The organism is Mycobacterium colombiense, assembly GCF_001953985.1.
Taxonomy (GTDB): Bacteria; Actinomycetota; Actinomycetes; order Mycobacteriales; family Mycobacteriaceae; genus Mycobacterium; species Mycobacterium colombiense_B.
On record NZ_MBEI01000071.1, the window covers coordinates 61,828 to 80,087 of the forward strand.

The following is an 18,260-nucleotide window of genomic DNA, read 5'->3' on the forward strand; positions in this document are numbered from 1 at the left end:
GCCCCGCCGGTGGCCGACGAACGCAGCGCCCTGCGCGAATTCCTGGCGTACCACCAGAGCGCGTATTTCGCGGTCAGCCATGGACTCACCGACGATCAAGCCCGGTCCACGCCGTCGGTCAGCGCGCTGTCGATCGGTGGGCTGGTCAAGCACGCGACCGGGATGCAGCGCAGCTGGATGGCGCGCGTCGCCGCCGCACCGGACGCGCCGCCGAAAGATCCGCGCCCGTTCGAGCAGGTCGCCACGGAGTTCGCCGACCAGCACGTGATGCGGCGCGACGAGACGCTGGCCGGGCTGCTGGAGGCGTTCGAGGCACAGAACGCGACCTCGCTGCGCCTGGTGGAGACCGCCGACCTGGACGCCGCGGTGCCCGTTCCGCGGGACATCCCGTGGTTTCCCAAGAACCAGCAGGCCTGGTCGGTGCGCTGGGTGATCCTGCACGTGATCAACGAGCTGGCCCGGCATGCCGGGCATGCCGACATCATCCGGGAGACGATCGACGGCGCCACCATGTACGAATTGATCGCCGCGCGGGAGGACTGGGCGATCGAGGGCTGGGTGCAGCCCTGGAAAAGCGGGGACGACGGCGGGCGCCCGAGTTAGAGGATTGGGACTCATCCGTGCCGATTTGGCACACTGCACAGATGAGCTCTGCCAAACATCGAGAGGGCGCCAAGCTCGACCGGGTGCCGTTGCCGGTCGAAGCGGCCCGGGTTGCCGTGACAGGTTGGCAGGTCACCCGCACCGCCGCCCGCATCGTCACCAAGCTGCCGGGCAGGGGTCCGTGGCAGCAGAAGGTGATCAAGCAGCTCCCGCAGACCTTCGCCGACCTGGGACCGACGTACGTAAAGTTCGGCCAGATCATCGCGTCGAGTCCCGGCGCGTTCGGTGAATCGCTGTCCCGGGAGTTCCGCGGCCTGCTCGACCGGGTGCCGCCCGCCGACGCCGACGAGGTGCACAAGCTCTTCGTCGAAGACCTCGGCGGTGACCCGTCGGAGCTGTTCGCCAAATGGGACGAGACGCCGTTCGCCTCGGCGTCCATCGCGCAGGTGCACTACGCCACCCTGCACAGCGGCGAGGAGGTCGTCGTCAAGATCCAGCGCCCGGGCATCCGGCGCCGGGTCGCGGCCGACCTGCAGATCCTCAAGCGTTTCGCCCAGGCCGTCGAACTGGCCAAGCTGGGCCGCCGACTCTCGGCTCAGGACGTGGTCGCCGACTTCTCCGACAACCTGGCCGAGGAGCTGAACTTCCGGCTGGAGGCGCAGTCGATGGAGGCGTGGGTGTCCCACCTGCACGCCTCCCCGCTGGGCAAGAACATCCGGGTGCCGCAGGTGTTCTGGGACTTCACCAGCGACCGGGTACTGACCATGGAGCGGGTGCACGGCATCCGCATCGACGACGTCGCCGCCATCCGCAAGGCCGGCTTCGACGGCACCGAGCTGGTCAAGGCGCTGCTGTTCTCGCTGTTCGAGGGCGGCCTGCGGCACGGGCTGTTCCACGGCGACCTGCACGCCGGCAACCTCTACGTCGACGACCAGGGCCGCATCGTCTTCTTCGACTTCGGGATCATGGGCCGCATCGATCCGCGCACCCGCTGGCTGCTGCGCGAGCTGGTGTACGCGCTGCTGGTCAAGAAGGACCACGCGGCGGCGGGCAAGATCGTCGTGCTGATGGGCGCCGTCGGCACTATGAAGCCGGAGGCCGAGGCCGCCAAAGACCTGGAGAAGTTCGCGACTCCGCTGACGATGTCGACGCTGGGTGACATGTCCTACGCCGACATCGGCCGCCAGCTGTCGGCGCTGGCCGACGCCTACGACGTCAAGCTCCCCCGCGAGCTGGTGCTGATCGGCAAGCAATTCCTCTACGTCGAGCGCTACATGAAGCTGCTGGCGCCCAAGTGGCAGATGATGTCGGATCCGCAACTGACGGGCTATTTCGCGAACTTCATGGTCGAAGTCAGTCGCGAGCACTCCTCCGACGTCGAGGTCTGATGGAGGTCCGCACCGGGAACGCCACATCAGGCGATCTGAAGCTCTACTACGAGGACATGGGCGACATCGACGACCCGCCCGTCCTGCTGATCATGGGACTGGGAGCCCAGCTGCTGCTGTGGCGGGTCGCGTTCTGCGAGAAGCTGGTCGGCCACGGCCTGCGCGTCATCCGGTACGACAACCGCGACGTCGGCCTGTCCAGCAAGACGCAGCACCGCAGCTCGGGCCAGCCGCTGGTGACCAAGCTGCTGCGGTCCTGGCTGGGTCTGCCCAGCCAGTCGGCGTACCGGCTCGAAGACATGGCCGACGACGCCGCCGCCGTGCTGGATCATCTGGGCATCGAGGACGCCCACATCGTGGGCGCGTCGATGGGCGGCATGATCGCGCAGATCTTCGCCGCACGATTCCCCGGGCGGACCAGGACCCTGGCGGTCATCTTCTCCAGCAACAATTCGGCGCTGCTGCCGCCGCCGGCCCCGCGCGCGCTGCTGGCACTGCTGAAGGGTCCGCCGCCCGACTCGCCGCGCGAGGTGATCATCGACAACGCGGTGCGCGTCGGAAACATCATCGGCAGCCCGCGCTATCGCGTGCCCGAAGAGCAGGCCCGCGCCGAGGCCGCCGAGGGCTACGACCGCAATTACTACCCCCAGGGCGTGGCGAGGCATTTCGGCGCGGTGCTGGGCAGCGGCAGCTTGCGCCGCTACAACCGTGAGACCACCGCGCCGACAGTGGTGATCCACGGCCGGGCCGACAAGCTGATGCGGCCGTTCGGGGGGCGCGCCGTGGCGCGGGCCATCGACGGAGCCCGATTGGTGACATTCGACGGAATGGGTCATGATCTTCCACAGCAGTTGTGGGATCAGGTGATCGGTGTGCTGACGAAAAACTTCAGCAGGGCCAGCTAGCCAAAAACACTCGGTGGAAACGCATCCCCGTGATCTTCCGTCCATATCGCAGGGCTGTACCGTTGGCAGAGAAGGGTGGGTGTCCCAAATGGCCAAGCTGAAGCCGTATTACGAAGAGTCGCAGGCAACCTACGACATTTCGGACGACTTTTTCGCGCTGTTCCTCGATCCGAACATGGTGTACACCTGCGCGTACTTCGAGAACGACGACATGAGCCTGGAAGAGGCCCAGCTGGCCAAGATCGATCTGGCGCTGGACAAGATGCACCTCGAGCCGGGAATGACGGTGCTCGACGTCGGCTGCGGCTGGGGTGGCGCCGTGGTCCGGGCGGTCGAGAAATACGACGTGAACGTCATCGGGATCACGCTGAGCCGCAACCACTACGCGCGCACCAAGGCGAGGCTGGCCGCGATCCCGACAACGCGGCGCACCGAGGCCCGGCTGCAGGGCTGGGAAGAGTTCGACGGGCAAGTCGATCGGATCATCAGCTTCGAGGCCTTCGACGCATTCAAAAAAGAACGCTGGCCCGCGTTCTGGGATTGGGCCTACAAGACCCTTCCCGAAGGCAGCCGAATGATGATGCACAGCATTTTCACGCACCCGCAGAACTACTGGCACGAACACGGCATCACGATCACGATGTCGGATCTGCGATTCTTGCGGTTCCTCGGCAAGGAAATCTTTCCCGGCGGGCACATGTGCGGCGAACCCGATATCGTCGACAATTCCCGGGCCAGCGGATTCTCGCTCGAGCACACGCAATATCTGCAGCCGCATTACGCGCGGACGCTGGACACCTGGGCGGCCAATCTCGCGGCCAATCGCGAACGCGCCATCGCCATCCAGTCCGAAGAGGTCTACGACCGCTTCATGCGCTACCTGACCGGCTGCGCGGAGCTGTTCCGCAAGGGCATCTCCAACGTCGCCCAGTACACGCTCACCAAGTAGCGCCTGACGTTAGCGGCCTCGCGCCCGGGGGTATATGTAGCGGAACGCTCGCCTGCTGAGTGGCCAGGGAGGAGGGGCGCGCAGGCTCGTGGCTGCCAAAGATTTGACGCCGCACTTCGAAGACGTGCAGGCACATTACGACTTATCGGACGACTTCTTCCGCCTGTTTCTCGATCCCACCCAGACCTACAGCTGCGCGTTTTTCGCCCGCGACGACATGACGCTGGAAGAGGCGCAGCTCGCCAAGATCGATCTGACGCTGGGGAAGCTGGGGCTGCGGCCCGGCATGACGCTGCTCGACATCGGCTGCGGCTGGGGCGCCACCATGCGCCGGGCGATCGAGCGGTATGACGTCAACGTCGTCGGCCTGACCTTATCGAAGAACCAGGCCGCGCACGTACAGCAGTCGTTCGACGAGATGGACACCCCGCGTGCCAGGCGAGTCCTTCTCGAAGGGTGGGAACAGTTCAACGAGCCCGTCGACCGCATCTCGTCGATCGGGGCGTTCGAGCACTTCGGCCACGACCGCTACGACGGCTTCTTCGCAATGGCCCACAACGTTTTGCCCGCCGACGGCGTGATGCTGCTGCACACGATCACCGGGTTGACAAAGCAGGAAGCCATCGACCGGGGCTTACCGATCTCCATCGGGCTGCTTCGCTTTCTCAAGTTCCTCCAGACCGAGATTTTTCCCGGTGGCCGGCTGCCGACGATCGAGATGGTGGAGGAGCACTCGTCGAGGGCGGGCTTCACGCTGACCCGCCGCCAGTCGTTACAAACGCACTACGCCAGAACCCTGGACCTGTGGGCCGAGGCTTTGCAGGCACACAAGGACGAGGCCATCGAGATTCAGTCCGAGGAAGTCTACGAGCGCTACATCAAGTACCTGACCGGCTGCGCGAAGTTGTTCTGGGGCGGCTATGTCGACGTCAACCAGTTCACCCTGGAAAAGTAGACTTGCTTTCCGCGGTCGGGCCCGCGACGCGCAATCCGCACCCTCGTGAAATGACGCCTCAGCATTGGGTACCGTTGCAGGTCAGACAAGGCCCTCCGACGCGTGCGTGGTTGTAGGAAGTGAACCTCATCCAGGAGAACAGGACGAAAATGGCTGAGCAACCGACTAGCCCGACGAAGACGCGGACACGTTCGGAGGACATCCAGGCGCATTACGACGTCTCCGACGACTTCTTCGGCCTGTTCCAGGACCCCTCCCGAATCTACAGCTGCGCCTACTTCGAGCGCGACGACATGAGCCTGGAAGAGGCTCAGTACGCCAAGATCGACCTCAACCTGGACAAGCTGGACCTCAAGCCGGGCATGACCCTGCTGGACATCGGCTGCGGGTGGGGCACCACCATGAAGCGCGCCGTCGAGCGGTTCGACGTCAACGTCATCGGCCTGACGCTCTCCAAGAACCAGCACGCCCGCGCCGAGGCGTTGCTCCATTCCATCGACACCGGCCGCTCGCGCCAGGTCCGGCTGCAGAACTGGGAGGACTTCAGCGAGCCCGTCGACCGCATCGTGTCGATCGAGGCCTTCGAGCACTTCGGCCACGAGAACTACGACGATTTCTTCAAGCGGACCTTCGACATCATGCCCGACGACGGCCGGATGACCGTTCAGAGCAGCGTCAGCTACCACCCCTACGACCTGGCCGCCCGTGGCAAGAAGCTGAGTTTCGAGACGGCGCGGTTCATCAAGTTCATCGTCACCGAGATCTTCCCGGGCGGCCGGCTGCCGTCCACGCAGATGATGGTCGATCACGGCGAGAAGGCGGGATTTGTTGTGCCCGAACCGCTTTCGCTGCGGCCGCACTACATCAAGACGCTGCACATCTGGGGCGACACGCTCGAGTCGAATCGGGACAAGGCCATCGACGCCACCTCCGAAGAGGTCTACAACCGCTACATCAAGTACCTGCGCGGCTGTGAGCACTACTTCGGCGACGAAATGCTCGACGTCAGCCTGGTGACCTACCTCAAGCCGGGCGCGGCCGCCTGATTTTCGCGCCGCCTGTCGGATTAGCGCTGCGCGGTTCGTCGAGTAGGTAGAGAGTGGAGCAGACGGCTTCGCTCACTATCGGAGGTGACGAACATGCAGTACTTCGCCTTGTTGATCAGCAAGGAACAGGACCGTACGCCCGACGATGGCGCCACCGCGATGGCGGCCTGGGAGAACTTCCACGCCAAGGCCGGATCGGCGATCAAGGCCGGCGACGCGCTGGCCCCCGCCGCGGCCGCGGCGGTGATCACCGGCGGCCCGGACGCGCCGACCGTCACCGACGGCCCCTTTGCCGAGGCCGCCGAGGTGGCGTGCGGCTATTACGTCTTCGAAGCGGAAAACCTGGACGAGGCGCTGGCACTGGCGCGTGACGTCCCGATCGCCGCGTTCGGGGCGGTGGAGCTGTGGCCGGTGGTCCATTCGATCGAGCCGGCGCGCAAGCTGACCGGCAACGACTGGCTGGCGCTCCTGCTGGAGCCGCCCGCCACCGCCCACACGCCGGGCACCCCCGAGTGGGAGGCCGTGGCCGCCAAGCACGCGGATCTGCACGCCGCCGCGGGTGATCACGTGATCGGCGGCGCCGCGTTGCACGACCGCTCCACGGCGACAACCGTGCGGGTGCGTGACGGCGAGGTCCTCATCACGGACGGCCCCTATGTCGAGGGCGCCGAGATCGCGACCGGGATCTACCTGCTGGGTGCCTCCGACCGCGACGAGGCGATCAAGATCGCGTCGATGATCCCCGCCACGACCGTGCAGGTGCGCCAACTGGCGGGCATCTCCGGCCTGTAGCGCATGGCCGACCTGGACGGCGTCTTCCGCCGGGAATGGGGTCCGGCCGTGGCCGCGCTCGCGCGGTGGTCGGGTGACCTCACCGTCGCCGAGGACGCCGTCCAGGAGGCCTGCGCCGAAGCGCTGCGCACCTGGCCGCGCGACGGCGTGCCGGAAAGCCCGGGCGGCTGGCTGGTGACCGTCGGGCGTAACCGCGCCCGGGACCGGCTGCGCCGCGAATCCGTGCGCCCCGGAAAGGAATTGGCGGCTGTGGTGGACGACATCAGGGCGCGCACCGATCACACCGATCCGCATCCGGTACGCGACGACGAATTGCGGATGATGTTCACCTGTGCCCACCCGGCGCTGGACCGGCAATCGCAGTTGGCCCTCACGCTGCGGTTGGTGTCCGGTTTGACCGTCGGCGAGATCGCGCGGGCGCTCCTGCAGTCCGAGGCGGCCATCGGTCAGCGAATCACGCGCGCCAAGAACAAGGTTCGGCACGCCAACATTCCGCTGCGGGTGCCGCCGGCCGAGCTGCTGCCCGAACGCACGCCGCACGTGTTCGGCTGCGTCTATTCGGTGTTCACCGAGGGCTATTGGTCGACCGCGGGCCCGTCGGCCATTCGCGACGACCTGTGCGACGAAGGGATCCGGCTGGGTGCCGAGTTGTGCGCGCTGCTGCCCGACGAGCCCGAGGCGCACGCCCTGTCCGCCCTGATGCTGCTGCACGATTCGCGGCGCGCGACCCGAGTGGACGACACCGGAATGCTGGTGCCGCTGGAGGACCAGGACCGGCGCCGCTGGGACCGGGCGCGCATTTCCCGCGGGCTCGAGCGGTTGCGTCGCGCCCAGGGCTCGACGGGCGCCTATCTGCCCCAGGCCGTGATCGCCGCGCTGCATGCGACGGCACCGTCCTGGGAGCAGACCGATTGGGTGACCATCTGCGCCGCCTACGACCGGCTGTTCGGATTGACCGGCTCGCCGGTGGTGGCCGCCAACCGCGCGCTGGCGATCGGGTTCCGCGACGGCCCCGACGCCGGCCTGGCCGCCCTGGACAAGGTGGCCCACGATCCGCGGCTCACCCGGTCCAATCTCGTGGCGACCGTGCGCGCCGACCTGCTGCGGCGCGCCGGCAGGCCTGCCGATGCGCTGCCCTGGTATCGAGAGGCGTTGGGGTCCAACGGATCCGACCCCGGCCGCGCGTTCCTGCGGCGGCGCATCGTCGAGTGCGGGGGTTAGGACTCCGAGAAGTTGCGGGTGACGGCCGGGTCCACCGGGATGCCCGGTCCGGTCGTCGTCGAGACCACGATCTTGCGCAGGTAGCGGCCCTTGGAGGCGGACGGCTTGAGCCGCAGCACCTCGTCCAGCGCGGCGCCGTAGTTCTCGGCCAGGGCCTTCTCGTCAAACGAGGCCTTGCCGATGACGAAGTGCAGGTTGGCCTGCTTGTCCACGCGGAAGTTGATCTTGCCGCCCTTGATGTCGGCCACGGCCTTGGCGACGTCGGGGGTCACGGTGCCGGTCTTGGGGTTCGGCATCAGGCCGCGGGGACCGAGCACGCGGGCGATGCGACCGACCTTGGCCATCTGGTCCGGGGTCGCGATCGCGGCGTCGAATTCCAGCCAGCCGCCCTGGATCTTCTCGATCAGGTCGTCGCTGCCGACGATGTCGGCGCCGGCGGCCTGGGCCTGCTCGGCCTTGTCGCCCACCGCGAACACCGCGACACGGGCGGTCTTGCCGGTGCCGTGCGGAAGGTTGACCGTGCCGCGGACCATCTGGTCGGCCTTGCGCGGGTCGACGCCGAGCCGGATCGCCACCTCGACGGTGGAGTCCTGCTTGCTCGACGACGTCTCCTTGGCGAGCTTGGCCGCCTCCAGCGGGGAGTAGAGGTTGTCGCGGTCCACCTTTTCGGCGGCGGCGCGGTATGCCTTGCTGTTCTTGCTCACTTGCTAATCCAATCGGGTGTTGGGTCCGTGGTTACTAAGCGGGCCGAAGCTGGCCCTCCCACAGTCAGGGGTCTACTCGACGGTGATGCCCATCGACCGGGCGGTGCCGGCGATGATCTTGGCGGCTGCGTCGATGTCGTTGGCGTTCAGATCGGCCTTCTTGGTCTCGGCGATCTCCTTGACCTGGTCCCAGCTGACCTTGGCGACCTTGGTCTTGTGCGGCTCGGCCGATCCCTTGCCCACGCCGGCGGCCTTGAGCAGCAGCTTGGCGGCGGGTGGGGTCTTGAGCGCGAAGGTGAAGCTGCGGTCCTCGTAGACCGTGATCTCCACCGGGATGACCTGGCCGCGCTGGTTCTCCGTGGCAGCGTTGTACGCCTTGCAGAACTCCATGATGTTGACGCCGTGCTGACCGAGCGCGGGCCCGACCGGCGGCGCCGGGTTGGCCTGCCCCGCCTGGATCTGAAGCTTGATCAGCCCGACGACTTTCTTCTTCGGGGCCATGAGGTTGTGCTGTTCCTTCCTGGTTTACGCCGGGCGTATGCGCCGGTTAGAGCTTGGAGACTTGGCTGAAGGTCAATTCGACCGGGGTTTCGCGGCCGAAGATCGACACCAGCACCTTGAGCTTCTGCTGTTCGCCGTTGACCTCGCTGATGGTGGCCGGCAGCGTCGCGAACGGGCCGTCCATGACCGTCACCGATTCGCCGACCTCGTAGTCGACCTCGATGGCCGGGCGTTCCAGCCCGCCGACCTCGGCGGCGGCGGCCGTGGTGGCCGCACCCTTGGCGGCCTTCTTCGTCGTGCCGCGCGGCAGCAGGAACTTCACCACGTCGTCGAGCGTCAGCGCCGACGGACGCGAGGTCGCCCCGACGAACCCGGTGACGCCCGGGGTGTTGCGCACCGCGGCCCAGGAGTCGTCGGTCAGGTCCATGCGCACCAGGATGTAGCCGGGCAGCACCTTGCGATTGACCTGCTTGCGCTGACCGTTCTTGATCTCGGTGACCTCTTCGGTGGGCACTTCCACCTGGAAGATGTAGTCGCCGACATCGAGGTTCTGCACACGGGTTTCGAGGTTGGCTTTGACCTTGTTCTCGTATCCCGCGTAGGAGTGGATGACATACCAGTCGCCGGGCTTGCTGCGCAGCTCCGCCTTGAGCGCGGCGGCCGGGTCGGCCTCTTCGGCCGACTCGTCGGGCGCCTCGGCTGCCACGGCCGTCTCGGCGGCAGCCTCGTCCACAGCCGCCTCGGTGACCTCAGCGGCTGCAGAGGTGTCCGTGGCCTGCGCCTGCGCGGCTTCGTCCACGTCGACCGCTTCACCCGCGGACGGGTCACCGTCGAAGGTAGTCACGGTTTGAGTCCTCTCTGTCACTCGCTCAGCCGAACACCAACAGCACCAGCTTGGTCAGGCCGAAATCCGCCAGGCCGACCAGCGCCACCATGAAGGCCAGGAAAGCCAGCACAACGGAGGTGTAAGTGAGCATCTGCTTGCGGTTGGGCCAGATGACCTTCCGCATCTCTGCAACGACCTGCTTGAGGTAGTTGTAGACGAACACGAATGGGTTGGCCCGATGGTCGCCGGCCTTCTTGGGCTTCGCGGCCTTCTTGGCTTTGGCGCCCTTCTTGGTCTTCTCCGGCGTGGCGGCCTCGACGTCATCCGCCGACTCGGCGTCTTCGCCGGCCTCGGCGGCCCGCTGCCGGGAACGCTTGCCCGTGGGGCGCTGTGGCCGCGTCACCACCGCCGTCCGACCGCCGCTCGCGCGGCCGTCCTCTTTGTCAGTGCCGTCGCTTGCGGCGTCGTTGGCAACGTCGCCTTCGTCGCTCACCGCATGCTCCTTTGTTTGCTCGTACCCCGAAAGCCGTCCCATCTGTGGCGGCACATACTTCCAGTGTCCACCATGGCACGCCTTCGTCTTCAGCAGGGGCGACAGGACTTGAACCTGCAACCTGCGGTTTTGGAGACCGCTGCTCTGCCAGTTGAGCTACGCCCCTTCGCGGTTGGCAGGCCAACCTGCGCTTACCTACCGGGGCTTACATGACACGCGCGCCTTCCGATTGCTCGACTCACGGAAAGCGCGCTAATGCTGGGAAAACCCCGAGGACCGAGTGTACATCGACGCGCGAGTCAGATACTAATTACGCCGTTCTGACGACCTGGCCGGACTCCGGGTCCCAGCGCAGGTTCGCGGAGTTGTCGGCGTACTGGCTCATCAGCGTGGTGTAGGCCTCCAGGACCACCTCACCGTGCTCGTTGGTGCAGATGTTCTTGGTGACGACGATGTCGGCGCCGAAGCGTTCGTCCACCGACTGGATGTCCATCCGGGCCCAGAGCTTGTCGCCGGCCTTGATCGGCTTGGAGAACACGAACCGCTGGTCGACCTGGACGATCACCAGCGTCTCCATGCCGATGTCGACATGCCGGAAGAAATCGAGCTGGACCAGCTTGGCGAAGATGGTCCCGTAGGTCAGCGGCGCGATGATCGCGTCGTGGCCCAGTTCGGCGGCGGCGTCTTCCTCGTAGTGGGCCGGGTGCCGGTTTTTGATGGCAAGCGCGAACTGGCGCAGTTGCTCCCGCCCCACAACGAAGTAGTCCGGGTAGCGCCAGATCATCCCCCTGATGTCTGTTTTGAGCGCCATGGGCTATGCGAGTATTGCGGACGCGATGGCCCTGCCGAAGATCTTCTTGCCGCCGGTGGTGGCCGTGAGCGCGATGGTCACGGACTTGGTCTCGGGATCGGCGGACTTGACCCGCCCGCTGAAGACCAGTTCGGCGCCCTTCCCGTCGTTGGGCACCGGCACCACGGCGGTGAACCGCACGTTGTACTCGGTCACGGCACCCGGGTCACCGATCCACGCGGTGACGTAGCCGCCACCGATGCCCATGGTCAGCATGCCGTGCGCGATCGCGGTGTCCAGGCCGACGACCTTGGCCATCTCGTCGTCCCAGTGGATCGGATTCAAGTCGCCAGAGACGCCCGCATAATTCACCAGATCCTGCCTGGTCAGCGGGTAGGTCTTCTCCGGAAGTAAGTCACCCACCTGCACGGAGCTGAACTCACGCAGTGGCATCAGTAAATCCCTCTTCTCCATCCTCGCCGGCACGGCCCGCGAGGGTCGTGTAGGTCTCTTGCACGATGTCACCGGCCTCGTTGGTGATGACATTCTTGGTGACGATGATCTGGGTGCCGTGCGACACACGCACCGAGTCCACATAAACGTCGCAGTAAAGCTTGTCCCCGGCCACGAGCGGGGCGAAGTACTTCAGCACCTGGTCGACCTGAACGATCTGGGCGTCCTGGACCGCGATGTTGGCGTACTTGAAGAAGGCAGTCTGCGCCTGGTAGCCGAACACGCAGACGAACGTCAGCGGGGCGGGCAGTCCCTTGTAGCCGAGTTCGGCCGCCGCCTTCTCCTCGAAGAACCAGGCGTCGTCGTTCTGCACGGCCGTCGCGTGTTCGCGGATCTTCTCCCGCTCCACCTCGTAATGATCGGGGTAGCGGTAGTGCATCCCCACGATGCTCTGGGTTAACGGCACGGTTCTTAAACTACCTAGTCAATCGGAGTAAACGCCCGCGGGTGACCGCTAGCGTGTCTCCCGATGCGCCTGGTGCTTACCGCAGTTGGGGCAGAACTTCTTCAGCTCCAGTCGGTCCGGGTCGTTCCGGCGGTTTTTCTTGGTGATGTAGTTACGGTGCTTGCACACCTCGCATGCCAAGGTGATCTTCGGCCGTACGTCGGTACTGGAAGCCATGACGGTTCTCTCTCGATTCCTTCAAAAAAGCTGTGCTGTTGTGTTGTAGCGATGGCCGGACTCGAACCGGCGACCTAACGATTATGAGTCGTTCGCTCTAACCGACTGAGCTACATCGCCTCTGGCCACCCCTGTTGGGGTCGGGGCCGCCACGCCTGCTCGGCGTCCGCCGAGCCCCCTAACGGAATCGAACCGTTGACCTTTTCCTTACCATGGAAACGCTCTACCGACTGAGCTAAGGGGGCCGTCCACCCGAAGCGAATCAGTCCGCGCGGGCCTAAAAGAGGGTACAGCCTGGCTCGCAGCGGAACCAAACCACGGCTCTCCGGGGGCTCCGCCGCCGTTGCGGCGAGGCTGCGCGCGCATCGGCGAGATGGAAGCGGCCGAACCGGGCCGGAAACGGCGGTGTCGCGCAGCGTCCTAGTCTGGTCACGTGCCCGAGGAACGGCTGTACTTTCGTCAACTACTCTCCGGCCGCGACTTCGCCGCCGGCGACATGATCGCGACGCAGATGCGCAACTTCGCCTACCTGATCGGCGATCGGCAAACCGGTGACTGCGTGGTCGTCGACCCCGCGTACGCCGCCGGCGATCTGCTCGACGCGCTCGAGGCCGACGGCATGCGCCTGTCCGGCGTGCTGGTGACCCACCACCACCCCGACCACGTGGGCGGATCGATGATGGGCTTCGCGCTGGCGGGCCTGGCCGAACTGCTGGAGCGGGCGCCGGTGCCCGTGCACGTCAACACCCATGAGGCACTGTGGGTTTCGCGAGTCACCGGGATAAGCCTGGGCGACCTGACCCCCCATGAGAACCACGACAAGGTCAGCATCGGCGACATCGAGATCGAATTGCTGCACACCCCGGGCCACACGCCGGGCAGCCAGTGCTTTCTGCTCGACGGCCGCCTCGTCGCCGGTGACACGCTGTTCTTGGAGGGCTGCGGGCGCACCGATTTCCCCGGCGGGGACTCCGACGAGATGTACCGCAGCCTGCAGCGGCTCGCGACCCTGCCCGGTGACCCGACGGTCTTTCCGGGCCACTGGTATTCGGCGGAGCCCAGCGCGTCGCTCTCGGAGGTCAAGCGTTCCAACTACGTGTACCGGGCCTCGGACCTTGACCAATGGCGGATGCTGATGGGCGGCTGAGCCCCCCAGGGATCGCTCGGTCACAACCATCCGGCGACCGCCCCCCTGTGATATAAGCGGAGGGTGGATTCCATGGGTTGGATCCAGGACAGCTGGCATGATGTCACGCACGTCGGGTCCAGCACCTGGATAGCGTGGGCAGCGTGGGCGGCAATCGTCCTGGCGATCGTCACGCTGATCTTCACCAACGGCCAGATCAACCGGAATCGCCGCGCGGCGGCCGAACAGACGCGCCCCCAGGTCGCGATGTTCATGGAGCCGCATTCCGCCGACTGGCACGTGATCGAACTCGTCGTCCGGAACTTCGGCCACACGGCGGCCTACGACATCGGGTTCTCCTTCGTCAATCCCCCCACGGTGGCCGAATACGAGAACGCCACCGACGGCTACGCCGACGTCGTCGAACTGCGGCTCCCCCGCGAGCTGCCGACGCTGGCACCCGGCCAGGAGTGGCGCATGGTGTGGGATTCCGCGCTCGACCGCGCCGAGATCGGCAGCGCCATCGAATCCCGCTTCACCGGCACCCTGACCTATTACGACCGGCCCGCTCGTCCGCAGGGGCGGCGGTTCTGGGAGCGGGAGCGCTCCCCGCTGCGCACCGACGTCGTGCTGGACTGGGACGCCCTGCCGCCCGTCCAGCGCATCGAGTTGATGACCACCCATGACCTGGCGAAACGGGAGAAGGAGAGGCTGGAGCTGCTGCGCGGCCTGCTGACCTATTTCCACTACGCCAGCAAGGAAACCCGCCCCGAGGTGTTCCGCAGCGAGATCGAACGGATCAACGCCGCGGTCCGGGAAACCCAAGACAGATGGCGCACCCGCCAACTCGATGAACCCACCGATGTGAGCCTGCGCTGGAGTAACGCCGAAGACGACCTGGGCAAACACCACAGCCAGCCCGCCTGACGGCAAGGAGCAACCGATGAGCGCCCCGGTCCACTACAGCATCAAGGACTCCATCGCCGTCATCAAGATGGACGACGGCAAGGTCAATGCGCTGGGCCCCGCCATGCAGCAGGCCCTGAACGACGCGATCGACACGGCCGAGGCGGACAACGCCGGGGCGCTGGTGATCACCGGCAACGACCGGGTGTTCAGCGGCGGCTTCGATCTGAAGATCCTGACCTCCGGTGAGGTGCAGCCCGCGATCGACATGCTCCGCGGCGGGTTCGAGCTGGCGTATCGCCTGTTGTCCTTTCCCAAGCCGGTGGTGATGGCGTGCACCGGCCATGCCATCGCGATGGGGGCGTTCCTGTTGTCGGCCGGCGACCACCGGGTGGCCGCCCACGCCTACAACATCCAGGCCAACGAGGTCGCGATCGGCATGGTGATCCCCTATGCCGCACTGGAAATCATGAAGCTGCGGTTGACGCCGTCGGCCTACCAGCAGGCCAGCGGGCTGGCCAAGACCTTCTTCGGTGAAACCGCGCTCGCCGCAGGCTTTATCGACGAGATCGTGCTGCCGGAGGTGGTGGTCGACCGCGCCTTGGAGGCCGCGCGGGAATTCGCCGGTCTGCATCAGCGGGCGCACGCCGCCACCAAGTTGCGCACCCGAGCGGAGGGCCTCGCGGCCATCCGCGCCGGCATCGACGGGATCGAAGCCGAATTCGGGGTGTGAGCCGCTGAGGGCGCGTTGCGCCAGATGCGCTGGGCCAACGCGATGCTCAAAGAGCTTTCCCCGCAAGTCTTGATGAACTGAAACGGCGAACGCGGTGGTCGCCACTGGCCGCCACCGCGTTCCCTTCGCCTCCTCGCACGCCAGTCTGGCACGCGCGCGCCGTGCCGTCACGCCACTCGGGCGACCTCGTGTCAGTCCTGCGCCTCGACCCACTGATAGGGCAGGAATTTCCCGTCGAACGTCACCACGACCCGGTCCCCGGCCGGGTGCGGCTTCTTCTGCACGTCGAGGCTGAAGTTGATGGCGCTCATGATCCCGTCGCCGAACTGTTCGGCGATCACCTCCTTGAGGGCCCCGCCGTACACCTGCAGGGCTTCGTAGAAGCGGTAGATGGTGGGGTCAGTGGGGACGGCGGTGGGCAGGCCGCCACGCATCGGGGCGGCGGCGAGCACCGGCACCACCGAGTCGTCCAGCTTCAACTTCTCGGCCAGAACCTTGGCCTGCTCCACCGGGATCGGGTGCTGGCCGAGCAACGCCGCCGTGGTCCACATCAGCGGCCTGTCGATCGCGTCGGCCAGCTGTTGCCAGGTCAGCCCTTCGCGGAGTCGGGCTATGACGACCTGTTCGGTGATTTCGGTTCTGTTCATGGCCCCAAGCATGCCCGCCGGACCTCAGTCCGGCTTGGTGGCGGTGACCAGGCGCGTGGAGAACCAGGGGCCGCCGTACCACATCCGCCAGCCGACGTTGCGCCGCCGCACGTCGCGCCAGCCGAGTTCGCGCAGCCGGGCGGCGTGTTGACGCGTCTCCCACAGGTCGGCGATGGCGAGCCGGCCCCCCGGCCGCAGCACGCGCACGGCTTCGTCGAGCGCGCGGCGCCGGCCGGCGTGACCTGGAATGTTGTGGATGGCCAGATTGCTCACGATCACGTCGACGCTCTCGTCGGGCAGCGGCAGCGCGGTCATGTCGGCGGTGTGCAGCTCGATGCGGTCGGCGACGTCCTCGGCCACCGCGTTGGCCAGCGTGGCCTGCTCGGAGTTGTCGGTCTGGTCGGCCTGCCACAGGTCGACGCCGATCGCCCGGCCCCGCGGCAGCCGCTTGGCCGCCGCCAGCAGCCCCGCGCCGCGCCCGCAGCCGAGGTCGAGCACCGTTTCGTCGCCCGCGAGCCGCAGGTCGCGCAGAACCCGTTCCCAGACAACGAATTTCCCGGCCCGCGTGGCGTACATGTACAGGACCACAGCACCCGCGACCCCGGCGGAGGACGTCGCGGCCAACGCCGCCCGCAGCCGCCTGCCGCGCGCCCAGCTGATACCCGCGAACACGGCCAGGGCGGCGGCTTGAGCGCCGATGCCTACGGCCTGCGCGCGTGCCGAGACGGTGTGAAAGGAACCGTCGACCCCGTAGTCACCCTGGTGGTCATGCACGCCCATCACCTTACGACTCGACAAGTCGCCGAAGGTTTTTCGCGGTGGCGATCACCAACTGCCGTGGTGCACGACCTCGGCGAACGGACGCCGGTCCGGCTTGCGGATCGGGGTGAGTGGGCGATCCGCGGGATAACCGAGGCCGAGCAGGAAGGCGACCAGGTATTCGTCGGGCACGCCGAGGATCGCGCGCGCCTTGCCCTGATCCCCCACCGACGAGTGGCCGGTCCCGATGCCCAGGTCTGTGGCCGCGATCATCATCGCCATGGTGGCCTGGCCGACGTCGTAGTTGTCGGTGATGACCCGGCGCTCGTCGGGCGGCACCGGGACCACGATGGCGATCGCGGCCGCGGCCGCGGCGATGTGGCCCGCGCCCCGCCACACCGTGGAGAGCTCGGTCAGCCGGTCACGGTCGGTGACGATGACGAAGTCCCACGGCTGACGGTTCTTGGCCGACGGCGCGCGCCAGCCGGCCTCGGCGATGCGGTCCAGGTCCTCGGCCGGTACCGGATTCGGTTGGTACTCCCGCACGTTGCGACGTGCGCAGATCGCGTCCCAAGCTTCCATCTGGTTCCCTTCAGTGACTGTTTTCCCGGATAAACCGGCGTAGGATCGGCTGAATTCCCAGGCAGGGATTGCGCGTTCGCCCGTAGTCTAGCTCCGGTAAGTGTGAGTGGACGGGTGCCAACGCAACCAAACACCTTGGGGCACAGTTAAACACGATTTTTCTGCGCGGGCGGCCTGCCCGGACTGCCGCTCGAGTTTGATCGCCACGTCTCCGGGAAGCCGTGGTGAACCAATCGAACGCCCGTCTCGTGAACAACCGAATGGCCCCGAGTCAGAAAGGCGGGTATCCGCCGTGGCAGAGCACCTGACGCCGCACTTCGAAGAGGTACAGGCCCATTACGACCTGTCCGACGACTTCTTCCGGCTGTTTCTCGACCCCACCATGACCTACAGCTGCGCCTATTGGGACCGCAACCGGGACATTTCGCTGGAAGAGGCGCAGTTGCGCAAGATGGACCTCTCGCTGGGCAAGCTGGGTCTGCGGCCGGGCATGACGCTGTTGGACATCGGGTGCGGCTGGGGCGGCACGATGCGGCGCGCGATCGAGACGTACGACGTGAACGTCATCGGTCTGACCCTGTCGGAGCACCAGGCGGCGCACGTGCAAAAGCTCTTCGACAGCATGGACACCGAACGCAGCAGGCGCGTGTTACTGCACGGCTGGGAAGAGTTCGACGAGCAGGCGGACCGGATCGTCTCCATCGGCGCGTTCGAGCACTTCGGCTACGACCGCTACGACGACTTCTTCGCGATGGCCCACCGCACCCTGCCCGAGGACGGGGTGATGCTGCTGCACACCATCACCATGCTGACCCCGCAGCAGATCGTCGAACGCGAATTGCCGATGACTCAGGAGCAGACCAGCTTCAACGAATTCATCGCCACCGAGATCTTCCCGGGCGGTCAGTTGCCGGCGATCGAGATAGTGGAGTTCCACGCATCGAAGATGGGGTTCAACCTCAAGCGCAGGCAGTCGCTGCAGCTGCACTACGCCCGGACCCTCGACCGCTGGGCGGAGGCCCTGCAGGCACGCCACGCCGAGGCCGTCGAGATCCAGTCCGAAGAGGTCTACCAGCGCTATATGCGGTACCTGACCGGCTGCGCCAACGCATTCCGCGTGGGATACATCGACGTCAACCAGTTCACGCTGGCCAAGTAGCACCGCTGACGCCCGCAGGGCGACACACTGCGCGGCCGTA

22 protein-coding genes, 3 tRNA genes and 1 pseudogene are annotated in these 18,260 nt (G+C 66.3%); 12 read left to right on the plus strand and 14 right to left on the minus strand.

The features are described from left to right. The first annotated feature begins 9 nt into the window (after nucleotides 1-9). From A5732_RS22895 to A5732_RS22930, 8 genes are all read left to right on the plus strand, one after another. Complete coding sequence (locus A5732_RS22895) at nucleotides 10-603, plus strand: DinB family protein (RefSeq protein WP_076103401.1); 594 nt, start codon at nucleotides 10-12, stop codon at nucleotides 601-603. Nucleotides 604-644: 41 nt separating this feature from the next. Beyond that, nucleotides 645-1,991 (plus strand): ABC1 kinase family protein, encoded by a 1,347-nt coding sequence (locus tag A5732_RS22900; RefSeq protein ID WP_076052155.1) that lies wholly within the window; start codon nucleotides 645-647, stop codon nucleotides 1,989-1,991. Beyond that, nucleotides 1,991-2,896 carry an alpha/beta fold hydrolase gene (locus tag A5732_RS22905; protein WP_076103387.1) on the plus strand — a complete coding sequence of 302 codons (906 nt, stop codon included), beginning with the start codon at nucleotides 1,991-1,993 and terminating at the stop codon, nucleotides 2,894-2,896. The genes A5732_RS22900 and A5732_RS22905 overlap by 1 nt, the downstream gene beginning before the upstream one ends. An 88-nt stretch (nucleotides 2,897-2,984) precedes the next feature. Then, nucleotides 2,985-3,845 (plus strand): cyclopropane mycolic acid synthase family methyltransferase, encoded by an 861-nt coding sequence (locus A5732_RS22910; protein ID WP_065052601.1) that lies wholly within the window; start codon nucleotides 2,985-2,987, stop codon nucleotides 3,843-3,845. Between the two features lie 88 nt (nucleotides 3,846-3,933). Then, nucleotides 3,934-4,800: a cyclopropane mycolic acid synthase MmaA2 gene (gene mmaA2 / locus A5732_RS22915; RefSeq protein WP_076103388.1), complete on the plus strand. Its 867-nt coding sequence runs from the start codon at nucleotides 3,934-3,936 to the stop codon at nucleotides 4,798-4,800. 149 nt (nucleotides 4,801-4,949) lie between these two features. Further along, entirely contained in the window at nucleotides 4,950-5,846 is an 897-nt protein-coding gene (mmaA4, locus tag A5732_RS22920; protein ID WP_076103402.1) for a hydroxymycolate synthase MmaA4, read from the plus strand. Nucleotides 5,847-5,939: 93 nt separating this feature from the next. Further along, nucleotides 5,940-6,638: a YciI family protein gene (locus A5732_RS22925; RefSeq protein WP_076052152.1), complete on the plus strand. Its 699-nt coding sequence runs from the start codon at nucleotides 5,940-5,942 to the stop codon at nucleotides 6,636-6,638. Nucleotides 6,639-6,641: 3 nt separating this feature from the next. After that, nucleotides 6,642-7,859 carry an RNA polymerase sigma factor gene (locus A5732_RS22930; protein WP_065073945.1) on the plus strand — a complete coding sequence of 406 codons (1,218 nt, stop codon included), beginning with the start codon at nucleotides 6,642-6,644 and terminating at the stop codon, nucleotides 7,857-7,859. Here A5732_RS22930 and rplA read toward each other — a convergent pair. From rplA to A5732_RS22985, 11 genes are all read right to left on the minus strand, one after another. Beyond that, the gene (rplA, locus tag A5732_RS22935; RefSeq protein WP_064951092.1) at nucleotides 7,856-8,563 is read right to left on the minus strand and encodes a 50S ribosomal protein L1; all 708 of its coding nucleotides are present in this window, start codon (nucleotides 8,561-8,563) and stop codon (nucleotides 7,856-7,858) included. The genes A5732_RS22930 and rplA overlap by 4 nt on opposite strands. 72 nt (nucleotides 8,564-8,635) lie before the next feature. Next, nucleotides 8,636-9,064, minus strand: coding sequence for a 50S ribosomal protein L11 (gene rplK / locus A5732_RS22940; protein WP_007767860.1), 429 nt, complete (start codon nucleotides 9,062-9,064; stop codon nucleotides 8,636-8,638). Nucleotides 9,065-9,110: 46 nt separating this feature from the next. Next, nucleotides 9,111-9,908, minus strand: coding sequence for a transcription termination/antitermination protein NusG (nusG, locus tag A5732_RS22945; RefSeq protein WP_076103389.1), 798 nt, complete (start codon nucleotides 9,906-9,908; stop codon nucleotides 9,111-9,113). Nucleotides 9,909-9,933: 25 nt separating this feature from the next. Further along, nucleotides 9,934-10,383, minus strand: a complete 450-nt coding sequence (gene secE / locus A5732_RS22950) for a preprotein translocase subunit SecE (RefSeq protein ID WP_076103390.1) — start codon at nucleotides 10,381-10,383, stop codon at nucleotides 9,934-9,936. Nucleotides 10,384-10,476: 93 nt separating this feature from the next. Then, nucleotides 10,477-10,549: transfer RNA gene (locus A5732_RS22955), tRNA-Trp, on the minus strand. A gap of 144 nt (nucleotides 10,550-10,693) precedes the next feature. Continuing rightward, nucleotides 10,694-11,194: a (3R)-hydroxyacyl-ACP dehydratase subunit HadC gene (hadC, locus tag A5732_RS22960; protein WP_076052148.1), complete on the minus strand. Its 501-nt coding sequence runs from the start codon at nucleotides 11,192-11,194 to the stop codon at nucleotides 10,694-10,696. Nucleotides 11,195-11,197: 3 nt separating this feature from the next. Continuing rightward, nucleotides 11,198-11,626, minus strand: a complete 429-nt coding sequence (gene hadB, locus A5732_RS22965) for a (3R)-hydroxyacyl-ACP dehydratase subunit HadB (RefSeq protein WP_064951096.1) — start codon at nucleotides 11,624-11,626, stop codon at nucleotides 11,198-11,200. After that, the gene (gene hadA, locus A5732_RS22970; protein ID WP_371915784.1) at nucleotides 11,613-12,065 is read right to left on the minus strand and encodes a (3R)-hydroxyacyl-ACP dehydratase subunit HadA; all 453 of its coding nucleotides are present in this window, start codon (nucleotides 12,063-12,065) and stop codon (nucleotides 11,613-11,615) included. Before hadA ends, hadB begins: the two co-directional genes overlap by 14 nt. Nucleotides 12,066-12,140: 75 nt before the next feature. Next, the gene (gene rpmG / locus A5732_RS22975; RefSeq protein ID WP_003898538.1) at nucleotides 12,141-12,308 is read right to left on the minus strand and encodes a 50S ribosomal protein L33; all 168 of its coding nucleotides are present in this window, start codon (nucleotides 12,306-12,308) and stop codon (nucleotides 12,141-12,143) included. Nucleotides 12,309-12,354: 46 nt separating this feature from the next. Then, a tRNA-Met gene (locus A5732_RS22980) sits at nucleotides 12,355-12,428 on the minus strand. 52 nt (nucleotides 12,429-12,480) lie between these two features. Continuing rightward, nucleotides 12,481-12,553 (minus strand) — tRNA-Thr (locus A5732_RS22985). Between the two features lie 188 nt (nucleotides 12,554-12,741). On the opposite strand from A5732_RS22985, the gene A5732_RS22990 reads away from it, so the two are divergent. The 3 genes and pseudogenes from A5732_RS22990 to A5732_RS23000 all read left to right on the plus strand — a co-directional run bounded on the left by A5732_RS22990 (nucleotide 12,742) and on the right by A5732_RS23000 (nucleotide 15,073). Continuing rightward, the gene (locus A5732_RS22990; protein ID WP_076103391.1) at nucleotides 12,742-13,455 is read left to right on the plus strand and encodes an MBL fold metallo-hydrolase; all 714 of its coding nucleotides are present in this window, start codon (nucleotides 12,742-12,744) and stop codon (nucleotides 13,453-13,455) included. Nucleotides 13,456-13,527: 72 nt separating this feature from the next. Continuing rightward, a pseudogene (locus A5732_RS22995) lies at nucleotides 13,528-14,381 on the plus strand (hypothetical protein). Further along, on the plus strand, nucleotides 14,378-15,073 hold the full coding sequence (locus tag A5732_RS23000) for a crotonase/enoyl-CoA hydratase family protein (protein ID WP_076052144.1): 696 nt from the start codon (nucleotides 14,378-14,380) through the stop codon (nucleotides 15,071-15,073). Before A5732_RS22995 ends, A5732_RS23000 begins: the two are co-directional and overlap by 4 nt. 191 nt (nucleotides 15,074-15,264) lie before the next feature. Here A5732_RS23000 and cynS read toward each other — a convergent pair whose 3' ends face one another. The 3 genes from cynS to A5732_RS23015 are packed head-to-tail and all read right to left on the minus strand — an operon-like array spanning nucleotide 15,265 to nucleotide 17,061. Continuing rightward, nucleotides 15,265-15,732 (minus strand): cyanase, encoded by a 468-nt coding sequence (gene cynS, locus A5732_RS23005; RefSeq protein ID WP_076052143.1) that lies wholly within the window; start codon nucleotides 15,730-15,732, stop codon nucleotides 15,265-15,267. A gap of 12 nt (nucleotides 15,733-15,744) precedes the next feature. Then, nucleotides 15,745-16,494: a class I SAM-dependent methyltransferase gene (locus tag A5732_RS23010; protein ID WP_076103403.1), complete on the minus strand. Its 750-nt coding sequence runs from the start codon at nucleotides 16,492-16,494 to the stop codon at nucleotides 15,745-15,747. A 51-nt stretch (nucleotides 16,495-16,545) separates the two neighbouring features. Next, nucleotides 16,546-17,061, minus strand: coding sequence for a nitroreductase family protein (locus A5732_RS23015; protein ID WP_076052142.1), 516 nt, complete (start codon nucleotides 17,059-17,061; stop codon nucleotides 16,546-16,548). Nucleotides 17,062-17,353: 292 nt separating this feature from the next. Here A5732_RS23015 and A5732_RS23020 point away from each other — a divergent pair, with 292 nt between their 5' ends. Continuing rightward, entirely contained in the window at nucleotides 17,354-18,220 is an 867-nt protein-coding gene (locus A5732_RS23020) for a cyclopropane mycolic acid synthase family methyltransferase (RefSeq protein WP_076103393.1), read from the plus strand. Nucleotides 18,221-18,260: the final 40 nt, after the last annotated feature.

Excerpts from the sequence above, each read along its gene's own strand:
- rpmG (WP_003898538.1), bottom strand. The coding sequence starts at position 12,308 with ATGGCTTCCAGTACCGACGTACGGCCGAAGATCACCTTGGCATGCGAG.
- rplK (WP_007767860.1), bottom strand. The coding sequence starts at position 9,064 with ATGGCCCCGAAGAAGAAAGTCGTCGGGCTGATCAAGCTTCAGATCCAG.
- A5732_RS22910 (WP_065052601.1), top strand. The coding sequence starts at position 2,985 with ATGGCCAAGCTGAAGCCGTATTACGAAGAGTCGCAGGCAACCTACGAC.
- A5732_RS22925 (WP_076052152.1), top strand. The coding sequence starts at position 5,940 with ATGCAGTACTTCGCCTTGTTGATCAGCAAGGAACAGGACCGTACGCCC.
- hadB (WP_064951096.1), bottom strand. The coding sequence starts at position 11,626 with ATGCCACTGCGTGAGTTCAGCTCCGTGCAGGTGGGTGACTTACTTCCG.
- A5732_RS23000 (WP_076052144.1), top strand. The coding sequence starts at position 14,378 with ATGAGCGCCCCGGTCCACTACAGCATCAAGGACTCCATCGCCGTCATC.
- A5732_RS22930 (WP_065073945.1), top strand. The coding sequence starts at position 6,642 with ATGGCCGACCTGGACGGCGTCTTCCGCCGGGAATGGGGTCCGGCCGTG.
- hadA (WP_371915784.1), bottom strand. The coding sequence starts at position 12,065 with ATGCACTACCGCTACCCCGATCATTACGAGGTGGAGCGGGAGAAGATC.
- cynS (WP_076052143.1), bottom strand. The coding sequence starts at position 15,732 with ATGCTTGGGGCCATGAACAGAACCGAAATCACCGAACAGGTCGTCATA.
- hadC (WP_076052148.1), bottom strand. The coding sequence starts at position 11,194 with ATGGCGCTCAAAACAGACATCAGGGGGATGATCTGGCGCTACCCGGAC.
- A5732_RS22905 (WP_076103387.1), top strand. The coding sequence starts at position 1,991 with ATGGAGGTCCGCACCGGGAACGCCACATCAGGCGATCTGAAGCTCTAC.
- A5732_RS22900 (WP_076052155.1), top strand. The coding sequence starts at position 645 with ATGAGCTCTGCCAAACATCGAGAGGGCGCCAAGCTCGACCGGGTGCCG.
- A5732_RS23015 (WP_076052142.1), bottom strand. The coding sequence starts at position 17,061 with ATGGAAGCTTGGGACGCGATCTGCGCACGTCGCAACGTGCGGGAGTAC.
- mmaA4 (WP_076103402.1), top strand. The coding sequence starts at position 4,950 with ATGGCTGAGCAACCGACTAGCCCGACGAAGACGCGGACACGTTCGGAG.